Here is a 13,209-nt window from a genome sequence, read left to right as displayed (position 1 = left end):
CGCAAGCCGGCCGCATGAAAAACGCCCGGACAAAGCCGGGCGTTCCAGGTCTCGAAAAGAGAGCTTTTCGATCAGGCGATGGTCTTGCCGAAGGCGACCGCAGTGTCGCCCATGCGGTTGGAAAAACCCCACTCATTGTCGTACCAGGACAGCACCGAAACGAAGTTGCCGTCCATCACCTTGGTCTGGTCGAGCGCCATTATCGAGGAGCGCGGATCATGGTTGAAATCGATCGAGACGTTCGGGTGGTGGGTGACGCCGAGGATGCCCTTGAGCTTGCCGTTGGAAGCGGCGATGACCGCGTCGTTGATTTCCTGCACTGTGGTCGAACGCTTGGCGATGAACTTGAAGTCGACGACAGAGACGTTCGGGGTCGGCACGCGGATCGAGATGCCGTCGAGCTTGCCCTTGAGGTCGGGCAGCACCAGGCCGATCGCCTTGGCGGCACCGGTCGAGGTCGGGATCTGCGACAGGGCCGCAGCGCGGGCGCGGTAGAGATCCTTGTGCATGGTGTCCAGCGTCGGCTGGTCGCCGGTGTAGGAATGGATGGTCGTCATCATGCCCTTTTCGATGCCGACCGTCTCGTGCAGCACGGCGGCCAGCGGCGCCAGGCAATTGGTGGTGCAGGAGGCGTTCGAGATGACGATGTGGTCCTTGGTCAACTGGTCGTGGTTGATGCCGTAGACGACGGTAAGGTCGGCGCCTTCGGCCGGCGCCGAAACGATGACACGCTTGGCGCCGGCGGTCAGGTGGGAGGCTGCCTTGTCACGGGCGGTGAAGATGCCGGTGCATTCGAGCGCGATGTCGATGCCGAGTTCCTTCCACGGCAGCTGCGTCGGATCCTTGATCGCGGTGACCTTGAACGTTTCCTTGCCAACGGTGATCTGGTCGCCGGAAACCGAAACTTCGTGCGGGAAGCGGCCATGCACGCTGTCATAGCGCAAGAGGTGCGCGTTGGTTTCGACCGGGCCGAGGTCGTTGACGGCGACGACGTCGATGTCCCTGCGGCCGGATTCATGGATGGCGCGCAGGATGTTGCGGCCGATGCGGCCGAATCCGTTGATGGCAACTCTGACGGTCATTATTCTCTCCCTGGGAGCTGGGGGGCAGACGATGGGTCCGCAGTTTCATAGCGGCGGAAGCGGAAAGAATCCAGCCGCAGCGACGTGGATTTAAATCGATTAAGTTGGGCCAGCCCGGCGAAACCGCCTTACGCGATTTCGCCGAACCTTGAACCTACTTGGCATGCAGGCGGGTTTCCGCCGCCTTGGCAGCGGCTTCGGCGGTGATGCCGAAATGCGGATAGAGCTGCTCAATGGTGCCTGAGGCGCCAAAGCCGGTCATGCCGACGAAGATGCCGTCGGAGCCGATCAGATGATCCCAGCCCTGGCGGATGCCGGCTTCGATCGCCATCTTGATTGGCGCGTTGCCGATCGTTTTCTTGCGGTAGTCGTCGCTCTGCTGGTCGAACAGTTCGAAGCAGGGCACCGAGACGACGCGGGTGGGATGGCCGTGCTTTTCCAGCAGGTCGCGGGCGCCGAGCGCGATCTCGACCTCGGAGCCGGTGGCGAAGATCGTCACCGCTGCCTCACCGCTGGCGGCGGCCAGCTCATAGGCACCCTGGCTGCTCAGGTTCTTGGCAACGAATTCGTTGCGTACCGTCGGCAGGTTCTGGCGTGTCAGCGCCAGCGTCGACGGCGTCTTTTCCGACTCGAGGGCGATCTGCCAGCATTCGGCGGTTTCCACGGCGTCGGCCGGGCGGAAGACATTGTGGTTGGGAATGGCGCGCAATGCGGCCAGATGCTCGACCGGCTGGTGGGTCGGGCCATCTTCGCCCAGACCGATGGAATCATGGGTCATCACGAAGATCGAGCGGATGCCCATCAGCGAGGCCAGCCGCATCGACGGACGGGCATAGTCGGAGAAGCACATGAAGGTGCCGCCATAGGCGATGAGGCCGCCATGCAGCGTCAGGCCGTTGATCGCAGCCGCCATGCCGTGCTCGCGGATGCCGTAGTGGACATAGCGCTGACCGTAATCGTCTGATGTGATGTTCTTGGTCTGGCTGGTCTTGGTGTTGTTGGAGCCGGTCAGGTCGGCGGAGCCGCCGATGGTCTCGGGCACGGCGCCGTTGATGACTTCCAACGCCATCTCGGACGATTTGCGGGTGGCGACCTTCGGCTTGTCAGCCGACAGCTTCTTCTTGTAATCGGCGATGACGGCGTCGAAATTGGACGGCAGCTTGCCGCTGAGGCGGCGCTCGAACTCAGCCTTCAGCTTTGCGTCGGCCTTGGCCAGGTGGCCTTCCCAGTCGGTGCGTGCCTTGACGCCGGCCTTGCCGGCGGTGCGCCAGGCGTCGAGGATGTCGGCCGGAATTTCGAAGGGCGGCGAATCCCAGTTGAAGAACTTCCGGGCGCCGGCGATCTCGTCGGCGCCGAGCGGCGAACCGTGCGCCTTGTTGGTGCCGGCCTTGGTCGGTGCGCCGAAGCCGATGGTCGTCTTGCAGGCGATCATCGTCGGCTTGTCGGAATGGCGGGCGGCTTCGATGGCATAGGCGATGGCTTCCGGATCGGTGCCGTCGATGTGGCTTGCGTTCCAGCCGGAGGCCTGGAAGCGGGCGACCTGATCGGTGTTGTCGGACAGCGAGACCGGACCGTCGATCGAAATGTCGTTGTTGTCCCAGAAGACGATCAGCTTGTTGAGCTTGAGATGCCCGGCAAGCGCGATGGCTTCCTGGGACACACCTTCCATCAGGCAGCCGTCGCCGGCCAGCACATAGGTGTAGTGGTCGACGAGATCATTGCCGAAGGCGGCGTTCATGATGCGCTCGCCGAGCGCGAAGCCGACCGAATTGGCGAGCCCCTGGCCGAGCGGGCCGGTCGTCGTCTCGATGCCGGTGGCGTGACCATATTCCGGGTGCCCGGCGGTCTTCGAGCCCAACTGGCGGAAGTGCTTGATCTGGTCGATGGTCATGTCTTCGTAGCCTGTCAGATGCAGCAGCGAATAGAGCAGCATCGAGCCGTGGCCGGCCGACAGGATGAAACGGTCGCGGTCGGCCCAGTGCGGGGCCTTGGGATCATATTTCAGAAAGCGCGTGAACAACACCGTGGCGATGTCGGCGCAGCCCATGGGCAGGCCTGGATGGCCGGAATTTGCCTTCTCGACAGCGTCCATGGAGAGAAAGCGGATCGCATTGGCCATCCGGTCATGTTGTTCACGCGACGTCATGGTTCCTCCAGAAGTGGGGGTTTGGGAGCTTGGGAGAGCCCTTGAAAAGGGTGCGCGACACATAGCAGGCGCGCGCTTTTAGTCAACAAATCGGGTGCACATTTGCCGGCCTTGTGCTGCCGGCGGCGGGTCTACATTAGCGTTAGCAGGGGACAGTCGCGAGAGCTTTGTTGACGTTGCCTTCACCCGGTGCCTAATGTTTCCTGGATAACGCGTTCTGAACGCGAACGATTCGGTGATGGGCAGGGCACAGGACGAAGGCCATGACCGGGGAAGCCACACTCAAGGAAGTTATCGCCAGGCTGGGCAAGGCCATCGAGGGGCTGGAAAACGCCGTCGCGGCCAAGCTCGAGCATGAACGCGATTACTCGGAAGCCGAGGCCGAAGTGCAGCGGATGAATGCCGATCGCTCCCGGCTGGCGCAGGAACTCGACAATTCCGAAGCGCGCGCCGAGCGGCTGGAAGACGCCAACAAGGAAGTGTCGCGACGGCTGGTGACCGCCATGGAAACCATCCGCGCTGTGTTGGACAGGTAGGGGGCTGGACAGGTAGGCTCATGGCTCAAGTCACGGTTTCCATCGACGGCAAACAGTATCGGATGGCTTGCGACGAAGGTCAGGAAGATCATCTGATCGACCTTGCCGAACGTTTCGACCGCTATGTCTCGCATCTGAAGGACTCCTTTGGCGAGATCGGCGACCAGCGGCTGACGGTGATGGCCGGCATCATGGTGATGGACGAGCTTTCGGAGCTGCAGAAACGCGTCAAGGGCATGGAAAGCGAAGTGCTGACCTTGCGCAAGACGCGCGACGATGCGCTGACCAAGGCCGACAAGAACGACAGCGTGCTGACCAACGCGCTTGGCGCGCTGGCGCAGCGCATGGAAGATCTGACGGTGACGCTCGCGGTCAACAAGACCTGAAGCGGCGCGGCACTTCGCTCAACCAAAAGGCTTTCCTGCGCTTTTGGCTCGACCGGCAGCATGAAAATGCTCGCTCCGCCGCCGACAAGAGTTTCATATTATCTCGCGGTCACGATTTTTGCGCTAAGATGCGGCGACGCCGGAGCGTGGATGCCTTGATGGCGGCATGGTTTGCCGTACCTCGCTCCTGACGGAATCTGTTTACAGGGGAGATGTGCCATGAGCCTTCGTATCAACGACATTGCGCCGGACTTCAGTGCCGAGACCACGCAAGGGACGATCAAATTCCATGACTGGATCGGTGATGGCTGGGCGATCCTGTTCAGCCACCCGAAGAATTTCACACCGGTCTGCACGACCGAGCTTGGCACGATGGCCGGGCTGGAAGGCGAGTTCAAGAAACGCAACGTCAAGATCATCGGTATTTCTGTCGATCCGGTCGCGAGCCATGACAAGTGGCAGGCCGACATCAAGACCGCGACCGGCCATTCGGTGAACTATCCGCTGATCGGCGACAAGGACCTCAAGGTCGCCAAGCTCTATGACATGCTGCCAGGCGGTGCCGGCGAGACGTCGGAGGGCCGCACGCCCGCAGACAACGCCACGGTGCGCTCGGTCTACGTCATCGGACCGGACAAGAAGATCAAGCTGGTGCTGACCTACCCGATGACCACGGGCCGCAACTTCGACGAGATCCTGCGCGCGGTCGATTCCATGCAGCTCACCGCCAAGCATCAGGTGGCGACGCCGGCAAACTGGAAGCAGGGCGAGGATGTGATCATCACCGCCGCCGTTTCCAACGAGGATGCGATCAAGCGCTTCGGCGCTTATGAGACCATCCTGCCGTACCTGCGGAAGACCAAGCAGCCATCTGCCTGACCGCTCTTCGGAACAGTTTTTGGCTTTCTGGCTGCTGCGAGCGAAATGATACTTGACTGGCTCACCCGAGCGGACAACCATGCTCCTCTCGGGTGTCGCCAGAGAAAATCATTCCTGACGACCGAGAGTTGGGGAAGCCGGAATTGGACGTAGCTTTGGCCAGGCCGCAGGTCAGCGGCTTCTATGACAAGCCGACAGGGGCCATCCAGTATGTCGTCGCCGACCGGGCGACGAAACGCTGCGCCATCATCGATCCGATCCTCGATTTCGACGAGAAATCCGGCGCCACGGCAACGACGAATGCCGACGCCTTGCTCGATTTCATCCGGGAAAACGGGCTGGAGCTGGAGTGGATCCTCGATACCCATCCGCATGCCGACCATTTCTCGGCGGCGCATTACCTGAGAGAGAAGACCGGCGCGCCGACAGCGATCGGCGACAGGGTCGTCGACGTCCAGAAACTGTGGAAGGCAATCTACAACTGGCCAGATTTTCCCGCCGACGGTTCGCAGTGGGACAGGCTGTTTGGTGAAGGCGAAACCTTCCGGGTCGGCGCCCTTCCGGTCAAGGTGCTGTTCTCGCCCGGCCACACGCTGGCCTCGATCACTTATGTGATCGGCGATGCCGCCTTCGTCCACGACACGCTGTTCATGCCCGACAGCGGCACGGCGCGGACGGACTTTCCCGGCGGCAGTGCCGCGCGGCTCTGGCGCTCGATCCGGGACATTCTGGCGCTGCCGGACGAGACGCGCGTCTTTGTCGGCCATGACTATCAGGCTGGCGGCCGCGAGCCCTTGTGGGAAAGCACGGTCGCGGCGCAGAAGGCCACCAACACCCATCTCGTCGCCGCGCGCAGCGAGGCCGAGTTTGTCGCCTTGCGCGAGGCACGCGACAGGACGCTGCCGATGCCGCGGCTGATCCTGCATGCGCTGCAGGTCAACATGAATGGCGGGAGGCTGCCGGAACCGGAAGCCAATGGCCGGCGGTACCTGAAGTTTCCGCTGGATGGGCTTTGAGGGGTATTTTTTGTGGCGGCCGGTGAAACTGCCGATCTCCCCACCTGCGGGGGAGATGCCCGGCAGGGCAGAGGGGGGTGCTGTCCCGCTGACCTGTCAGCTAGGCTGTGCCTTCAGTCTTTCGGTTGGGTGACTGACCCGAAAAGTAGCGATCCTTCACACCCCCCTCTGTCCTGCCGGACATCTCCCCCGCAAGGGGGGAGATTGGCTGTCGACCCCGTTTTCGCCAACCGCCATTGCAGTCCGCTACAAAAAAGGCGGCGCCAGTTTCCTGACGCCGCCTTTTGTAACCGAAGCTAACCTTAAGCCGCCGGCTGGGCCTCGATGGTGCGCAGCGCCTGGGTCTGGCGCTTGGCGGCGGCCTTGACCGCGTCCTGCACCTTCTCGAAGGCGCGCACCTCGATCTGGCGCACGCGCTCACGGCTGATGTCGAACTCGGACGACAGCTCTTCCAGCGTCAGCGGCTCCTCGGCGAGGCGACGGGCCTCGAAGATGCGCCGCTCACGCTCGTTGAGCACGGCAAGAGCGCCCGACAGCATGCCGCGCCGGTTTTCCAGCTCGTCCTGCTCGATCAGCATCTCTTCCTGGCTTTCGTGGTCGTCGACCAGCCAGTCCTGCCATTCGCCGGATTCGCCTTCGCTGGCCCGGATCGGGGCGTTGAGCGAGGCGTCGCCGGACAGGCGGCGGTTCATCGACACCACTTCGGCTTCGGAAACGTTCAGCCTTGTGGCGATCTCGGTGATCTGGTCGGGCTTCAAGTCGCCATCGTCGAGCGCCTGGATCTTGCCCTTCACCTTGCGCAGGTTGAAGAACAGGCGCTTCTGGTTGGCGGTCGTGCCCATCTTGACCAGGCTCCACGAGCGCAGGATGTACTCCTGGATCGAGGCCTTGATCCACCACATGGCGTAAGTCGCGAGGCGGAAGCCGCGCTCGGGTTCGAATTTCTTGACGGCCTGCATCAGGCCGACATTGCCTTCCGAGATCACTTCGCCGATCGGCAGGCCATAGCCGCGATAGCCCATGGCGATCTTGGCGACGAGCCTGAGGTGGCTGGTGACGAGCTTGTGCGCAGCGGAGGTGTCTTCATGCTCGGCGTAACGCTTGGCGAGCATGTACTCTTCCTGCGGCTGCAGCATGGGAAAGCGACGGATTTCTTCCAGGTAGCGGCTGAGGCCGCCTTCGCCGGAAACGATACTGGGTAATGACTGGGCCATGATAGCGCCCCCTCTCTATTGGAGTGATGCCCCCGAAACGCGGCGGGCATGTGACGCGAGCACCAAAAGGCTCGCCCGCGACATCAAATCTTATACAGGAACAAAACCAGAAAAGACAGGCATTTGTTCAACACGAAACAGTGTGTCACGCTAAAGTGAACAATGCCGCTCAGGTTTTCTGTGACCGGTTCAGAGCCTACGAAAGCCGCCGACGAGTTCCTCCATATCCCCCGGTAACGGCGCCTCGAACCTCATCGTTAGATGGGTAACCGGGTGGCGAAATGCAAGGAGCCAGGCATGCAAAGCTTGCCGGGAGAATGCCTTGACCTGACTTTTCAAGGGTTCCGGCAGCCGGTTGGCCTTGGTGCGGAAGGCCTGGCCATAGTCCGGGTCGCCGACCACGGGATGGCCGATATGCGCCATGTGGACGCGGATCTGGTGGGTGCGGCCGGTCTCCAGCCGGCACTCGACTAGGCTGGCGGTTGCGAATTCCTGCTGCTTCTCGCCGAAACGCTCCTGCACGGCGAAATGGGTGACCGCATGGCGGGCGTCGTCGCGTCCTTCCGGCACCACGGCACGGCGCACACGGTCGGCGGCGCGGCCGAGCGGCGCGTCGACCCTTCCGGTCGGCCTCTGCGGTATGCCCCAGACCAGCGCCAGATAGGCGCGCTCCAAGTCGCGGGTCAGGCCGTGATCGGCGAAGGCTTCGGACAGAGACTTGTGGGCGCGGTCGGTCTTGGCCACCACCATGACGCCGCTGGTCTCCTTGTCGAGACGGTGGACGATGCCCGGCCGGCGCACGCCGCCGATGCCGGAAAGACTGTCGCCGCAGTGATGGATCAGCGCGTTGACCAGCGTGCCGGTCCAGTTGCCGGCCCCGGGATGAACGACAAGCCCCGCCGGCTTGTTGATGACGATCAGCTCATCGTCCTCATAGAGCACATCAAGCGCGATGTTCTCGCCCTGTGGCGCCGCCGGCTCCGGCTCCGGCATGACAATCGAGACGCTTTCGCCTGGCGTCATCTTGCGCTTGGTCTCGTCAACAGGCTTGCCGTTGACCGAGACCGCGCCCTGCCTGATCAGCATCTGCACGCGGCTACGCGACATGTCCGGGCCGAGGCTCGCCGCCAGCCACTGGTCGAGGCGCTGACCGGTTGCATCTGCGCCCGCCACCAGCACGGCGGGCTGCATGAATTGGTGCTCTATCAATTCAGGGGCCTCTTCGCTATGAGCGCTCATTGAAAAACCGTTCCGGATTATTTGTCATGGCCACCCCAATTGCCGAGGAAGAGCAGGAAAAGCCGCTCGACCCTGAGATCGACAAGGTGCGCGGCAAGCTCATCCGCTTCATGGCCATCAATCTCGGCCTGCTTTTGCTGGCTCTTATGGTGGTGATCGCGGCGATTGTCTACAAATCCCGCAAGGCATCTCCCGAGAACCCGCCGCTGGCCGGCGATATCCAGGCACCGGCCGGCGAACCGGTCAGCGGCGATATCGTGCTGCCGGTCGGCGCCAAGGTGGTCAGCCAGTCGCTGTCCGGCAATCGCGTTTCGATCGACGCCGAGCTTGCCGACGGCAGCCGCACGATCTTCGTCTACGATATCGCCGAGCGCCGCCTGATCGGCCGTTTTGCAATCCGCAACAAATGAGCGGTCGGCAACCTATGAACAAGCCTGAGGCATGACCGAATTCGCCGAACACCGCCGTGTCGCGACCGTCGCCCTGGTCGTCGCCAGCTATGACGAGGCGATTGCCTGGTATGTCGAGCGGCTGGGCCTCCTGCTCGTCGATGATGTCGATCTCGGCGGTGGCAAGCGCTGGGTCACTGTGGCGCCGGCCAGCGGCCAAGGCGCCAGGCTGCTGCTGGCCGAGGCTTCCGACGAGGCACAGAGCAAAAGCATCGGCAACCAGACCGGCGGCCGCGTCTTCCTGTTCCTCGAAACCGACGATTTCGCTCGCGACCACGCGGCGATGCTGGAAAAGGACGTCAAATTCCGCGAAGCACCGCGCTTTGAACCCTACGGCACGGTGGCGGTTTTCGCCGATCTGCACGGCAATCTCTGGGACCTGATCGAGCCGAAACGCTAGGCCTGCGACCGGCTTTTCCCCGATACGACAAAGCCGGTGAAGCCCAGTTGCTTTTTCCCAGCGCTCAGCCTATATCGCCGGTTCTTGAACGCGCCCATCGTCTAGCGGTCAGGACACCGCCCTCTCACGGCGGGAACAGGGGTTCGATTCCCCTTGGGCGTACCAAGCTTTCAAGTACTTAGCTTGAAGCCGGCCGAAATCGTCAAATAACAGTCAAATAAGCATCCGCGCACGGTGGCGGACGGATGCTCGCGCCGGCGTGTCTACGCCAGGCACAGAGACGGCTGGGGGCTAGCCAGCCGGCGGCGCCATCGTCGGGTGCTCTCCAAACAACATTGGTCGGCAAGGCGCTTGCTCTAGGCTTCCGCGATCACACCATAGGCTAACGCGATCACACAGTTCACAATACAACTACAAGCGGTCGATTCCTTCAGGGATGTAGCCACTCCAAAAGCCCGCCGCGGGTCGCTCCTGTGGCGGGCTTTTCATTGATCAGGGACTAGGTTTTCGGCGCACGGCGTCAGCGCCGCCCCTTGTTCACCTTCGGTGTGATCTCTTCGATCTGCGTGCGCCTTAACTTCGTCCTGGACCGCCTCTGCTTCTACCTTGTTCTTGGTGGCGAGCGCCGTACGCCAGTGCGGCCGTTGGGCATCCCAAGGATTGTCCGCCAGATGTGATGCTTGCGCCGCACGGCATGTTGCAGCAAGTTGGCTGCATGAAACAACTGGCCTTGGCCCTCCTCGTCTCCGTGTCCCTGATTGCCCAGTGTGGCCCGTCCTTCTCCAAGGACAGGAAGATCACGGGCACCATTCGAGGTTTCGAATGCGGTGACAATTGTTACCTGACCATTGTCGACCGCAAGAAGGCCGAGCAAGTCGGCCTGTGTTCCGCGCCCGAGTGCGAAAGCTGGAACGAGCAAACCGTGATGCCCTCGCGCTACAAGGGAAAACGTGTGACGGTTACAGTCGGGCAGGGGCAGCAGATCGATGATAGCGGCAACGTCATGGGAGAGATGATGTCTTTCACGAGGATCAGATTTCTCGACTAGCGTGATTTGAGGCAATTCGCTTTCGATCCTAGGCCACGAATCTCCTAGATCTCTCCCTCAATCGCCCGATCCAGACCGCGTTCGTGGCTTCTGGCGCAGCGGGGCCGATTGCATTAGCATCGCGTCATGGGTCCTCGGGCACGGCTCCAGCGGCGCGCAGAACGCCGGGTGTTGGGCGGATCCGGACGGGCAGTCGATGCCTCGGGAGGGAGACCAATGCAGAAACTGCAATCGCAGGGTGTTCATCACGTCACGCTGGTCGGCGCCGGACGCCAGACCTCGATCGATTTCTGGGAAGGCGTGCTCGGCATGCCGTTCATCTTCGAGCAGCCCAACCTCGACAAGCCCAGGGAAAGCCACCTCTATTTCGATCCGGGTGATGGCCGGCTGATCACCATCTTCACCGATGAGAGCCGCACGCCGGAGAAACGACGCACGCCGACCGATCCGGGTTGCGTCCACCACATCGCCTTTTCGGTGTCGCGCGTCACCTTCCTGCAGGCGGTTGCCCGGCTCGACGAGCGCGGCATCAAGCACAGCGGCGTCAAGGATCGCGGCTTCATGGATTCGATCTATTTCGAGGATCCGCTCGGCCTGCTGATCGAGCTGGCGTCCTATCGCTTCGAGCCGCCGGCGGGCTTCACCCATGCCGACGTGCTGATGGAAGCGCACAGGCTGCGTGTCGCGCGCGGCGACTACAACATCGCGGAAGTGCATCTCGCCGATGCGATCCAGGCGCTCGTCGAGCGTTCCCGCGCGACCTTGTCGGACGACCGGGCACCGAAGAACCCATACTGAACAGACCAGAGGGAGGAACAAGATGGCCAAGACAGCGACGAAGAGTGCGAAGAAATCCACGGCCAAGGCAGCCGCCAAGCCGGCGGCGAAAGCTGCCGCCAAGCCGGTGGCCAAGGCAGCCGCCAAGCCCGCCGTGAAGGCAACGGCAAAAGCCGCGCCCAGGGCCAAGCCGAAGCCGGCTAAGAAGCCCGCGCTGAAGCTCAGTATGCTGAAGCCGAGCGTCAACAACATGACCGTGCGGGTGTTTGCGCGCGCGGCCGGCTTCGATCATGCCGAGACCGATGCCTGGGGCCACACCCGCTCGCCGGAATTCATGGCGCGAAACCCCGCCCATTTGACGCCGATGATCGAGGACAAGGGCCTTCCCAGAGGCGTGTTGTGGGAGAGCTGCGCCATCATGCAATACCTCTCCAACAAGCACGGGCTGGAGAAATTCTATCCCAAGGCGCCGGCCAAACGGGCGATGATCGACAGCGCCATGTTCTACCTGGTCGGCACGCTCTACCCCTATGTGGCGCGAGCCACATATCCGTTCCTCGGCTTCCCGCAATATGCCGGCGAGGTCGGCCACAGCGACGCCCATCCCGACAAGAAGTCCGAAGCCCAGAAGGCGGCGATGGCCGCGATCGCCGAACCGCTCGAGGTCTTCCACAGCTTCTTCAGGGACGGCAAGCCGTTCATCGGCGGCAAGAACCCATCCATCGCCGACATCCGCCTGGCGGCGACGCTCGAGTTCCTGGCCGTCATCGACTATCCTCTGCCCAAATGGGCGAAGGACTATGTGGCAGCGGTCGAGAAGAAGCTCGGCAAGGCCTATAGCGAGCCGGCTGGCGACGTGCGCGGCTACATCGCCTATGTGAAGTCGCAGGCCAAGGCCTGAGGTTAAGGATTCGTTAACCAAAGCCCTGTCTACTGAAGGCAATTCGCTTTCGGCCCGCGACCACGGATGTACTGGCGCAGAACGTCGTAGCGATAGGAAAGGTCGGCGCAATGCCGGCCTTTTTGCTTTTCGCATCCTATTTCTTTGTTTGACGCAATTCCCAAGGGAAAGCGCTATGCGCTTTTCCCGGGTAAACCGTTTCACACTTTTCCTGGAATTGCTCTATCGCCGGGGCGTGACCGAGCAGCGATCGGGCCACGCAAGCCTCGTCGGGTGTCGCTTTTTTGGCGTCAACTTTTGCCGAGAGATATTGTCATTGCCGGTGTCGGCCCTACCATCCATTTCGGCAGTCCGGCATGGATTGTCGGTCAGGCGCGAGATGAGGGCTGGCGATGAAAAGCGTTGCGAGGCGGATTGCGATTGCGGGCGTGGTTCTGGTGAACGCCGTTCATCCTTCGAATGCGGCTGAACTCAACACCATGAGCGATGTCGGGGCCGCGATCCAGGCATGCTGGACGCCGCCGGCGGACGCCGGAACCGCCAGCGTCACCCTGAGCTTCAGCTTCAAGCGGGACGGCACGCTGATCGGCCCACCGAGGCCAACGGCCATCAAGGTGGACGGCGATGCCAAGGCGAAAAAATCGTTCGTCGACGCCGCGACAACGGTTTTGCAGAATTGCCTGCCCCTGACCTTCTCGTCGAAGCTTGCGCAAGGGATCGCCGGCAACGTATTCACGTTGCAATTCGCCTCTCCCAAATAGCTCACGAGCGGCGCAAGCCGCATTGCCAAGGTGCGCTCGGCCCATGCCGCACGGCTCAGTGGTGACTGCGCCTCGCCTCGGCATGCCGGGCAAGGTCGGGCGTCTCAAAGACGTAATCGGTCCAGGCCGATTCCGGAACCTGGCCGGCCAGATAACATTCCAGCAACAGGCTTTGCTCGGGGTTGAGAGGCCTTGGCGCGCGCTCGTGATCCAGCCCCAGCGAGTGAAACAGGTTTCGTGTCAGGTCCGAGACCGTGAAGTGGATCGACATCTGGGTTCTCCTTTGGCCATTCAACGCCGAAGACCGGGCAAAGGTTTCAAAAGCACCTGGCGGTAACGGCGGATTGATCCCGGGTTCGTCGCGCTGCGGACACT

General features: G+C 62.2%; 15 protein-coding genes and 1 tRNA gene. 11 read left to right on the top strand and 5 right to left on the bottom strand.

What is annotated here, in order from left to right; genetic code table 11:
• Positions 1–71 precede the first annotated feature (71 nt).
• Positions 72–1,082, bottom strand: coding sequence for a type I glyceraldehyde-3-phosphate dehydrogenase (gap, locus tag ACFOJ9_RS29645; RefSeq protein WP_378984232.1), 1,011 nt, complete (start codon positions 1,080–1,082; stop codon positions 72–74).
• 154 nt (positions 1,083–1,236) lie between these two features.
• Positions 1,237–3,228: a transketolase gene (tkt, locus tag ACFOJ9_RS29640; protein ID WP_378984228.1), complete on the bottom strand. Its 1,992-nt coding sequence runs from the start codon at positions 3,226–3,228 to the stop codon at positions 1,237–1,239.
• 263 nt (positions 3,229–3,491) lie between these two features.
• Here tkt and ACFOJ9_RS29635 point away from each other — a divergent pair, with 263 nt between their 5' ends.
• The 4 genes from ACFOJ9_RS29635 to ACFOJ9_RS29620 all read left to right on the top strand — a co-directional run bounded on the left by ACFOJ9_RS29635 (position 3,492) and on the right by ACFOJ9_RS29620 (position 6,045).
• Positions 3,492–3,764 (top strand): DUF4164 domain-containing protein, encoded by a 273-nt coding sequence (locus ACFOJ9_RS29635; protein WP_013529251.1) that lies wholly within the window; start codon positions 3,492–3,494, stop codon positions 3,762–3,764.
• Positions 3,765–3,784: 20 nt separating this feature from the next.
• Positions 3,785–4,150 carry a cell division protein ZapA gene (locus ACFOJ9_RS29630; protein ID WP_109665049.1) on the top strand — a complete coding sequence of 122 codons (366 nt, stop codon included), beginning with the start codon at positions 3,785–3,787 and terminating at the stop codon, positions 4,148–4,150.
• Positions 4,151–4,369: 219 nt separating this feature from the next.
• Positions 4,370–5,029 (top strand): peroxiredoxin, encoded by a 660-nt coding sequence (locus tag ACFOJ9_RS29625; protein ID WP_127296837.1) that lies wholly within the window; start codon positions 4,370–4,372, stop codon positions 5,027–5,029.
• 143 nt (positions 5,030–5,172) lie between these two features.
• Positions 5,173–6,045: an MBL fold metallo-hydrolase gene (locus ACFOJ9_RS29620; RefSeq protein ID WP_378984222.1), complete on the top strand. Its 873-nt coding sequence runs from the start codon at positions 5,173–5,175 to the stop codon at positions 6,043–6,045.
• Between the two features lie 302 nt (positions 6,046–6,347).
• Here the strand turns inward: ACFOJ9_RS29620 and rpoH are convergent, their stop codons facing one another.
• Both rpoH and ACFOJ9_RS29610 read right to left on the bottom strand, forming a co-directional pair.
• Positions 6,348–7,259 carry an RNA polymerase sigma factor RpoH gene (rpoH, locus tag ACFOJ9_RS29615; protein WP_127268033.1) on the bottom strand — a complete coding sequence of 304 codons (912 nt, stop codon included), beginning with the start codon at positions 7,257–7,259 and terminating at the stop codon, positions 6,348–6,350.
• A 189-nt stretch (positions 7,260–7,448) separates the two neighbouring features.
• On the bottom strand, positions 7,449–8,498 hold the full coding sequence (locus ACFOJ9_RS29610) for an RluA family pseudouridine synthase (protein WP_378984219.1): 1,050 nt from the start codon (positions 8,496–8,498) through the stop codon (positions 7,449–7,451).
• 26 nt (positions 8,499–8,524) lie between these two features.
• Between ACFOJ9_RS29610 and ACFOJ9_RS29605 the strand changes: the two genes are divergently transcribed.
• From ACFOJ9_RS29605 to ACFOJ9_RS29575, 7 genes are all read left to right on the top strand, one after another.
• Positions 8,525–8,908 (top strand): fimbrial protein, encoded by a 384-nt coding sequence (locus tag ACFOJ9_RS29605; RefSeq protein WP_378984217.1) that lies wholly within the window; start codon positions 8,525–8,527, stop codon positions 8,906–8,908.
• A gap of 31 nt (positions 8,909–8,939) precedes the next feature.
• The gene (locus ACFOJ9_RS29600; RefSeq protein WP_378984215.1) at positions 8,940–9,347 is read left to right on the top strand and encodes a VOC family protein; all 408 of its coding nucleotides are present in this window, start codon (positions 8,940–8,942) and stop codon (positions 9,345–9,347) included.
• 90 nt (positions 9,348–9,437) lie between these two features.
• Positions 9,438–9,512 (top strand) — tRNA-Glu (locus tag ACFOJ9_RS29595).
• Positions 9,513–10,023: 511 nt separating this feature from the next.
• The gene (locus ACFOJ9_RS29590) at positions 10,024–10,395 is read left to right on the top strand and encodes a hypothetical protein (protein ID WP_378984213.1); all 372 of its coding nucleotides are present in this window, start codon (positions 10,024–10,026) and stop codon (positions 10,393–10,395) included.
• 216 nt (positions 10,396–10,611) lie between these two features.
• Positions 10,612–11,193: a VOC family protein gene (locus ACFOJ9_RS29585; protein WP_378984211.1), complete on the top strand. Its 582-nt coding sequence runs from the start codon at positions 10,612–10,614 to the stop codon at positions 11,191–11,193.
• 22 nt (positions 11,194–11,215) lie between these two features.
• Positions 11,216–12,073, top strand: a complete 858-nt coding sequence (locus ACFOJ9_RS29580) for a glutathione S-transferase family protein (RefSeq protein WP_378984209.1) — start codon at positions 11,216–11,218, stop codon at positions 12,071–12,073.
• A gap of 392 nt (positions 12,074–12,465) precedes the next feature.
• A complete protein-coding gene (locus tag ACFOJ9_RS29575; protein ID WP_378984206.1) occupies positions 12,466–12,834 on the top strand; it encodes a hypothetical protein in 369 nt (122 codons plus the stop codon).
• 55 nt (positions 12,835–12,889) lie between these two features.
• On the opposite strand, the gene ACFOJ9_RS29570 is transcribed toward ACFOJ9_RS29575, so the two are convergent.
• The gene (locus ACFOJ9_RS29570) at positions 12,890–13,105 is read right to left on the bottom strand and encodes a hypothetical protein (RefSeq protein WP_378984203.1); all 216 of its coding nucleotides are present in this window, start codon (positions 13,103–13,105) and stop codon (positions 12,890–12,892) included.
• Positions 13,106–13,209: the final 104 nt, after the last annotated feature.

This window comes from Mesorhizobium cantuariense, from assembly GCF_042647205.1.
In the GTDB taxonomy this organism is placed as follows: Bacteria; Pseudomonadota; Alphaproteobacteria; order Rhizobiales; family Rhizobiaceae; genus Mesorhizobium; species Mesorhizobium cantuariense.
This window is presented reverse-complemented; position numbering and strand designations above follow the sequence as displayed.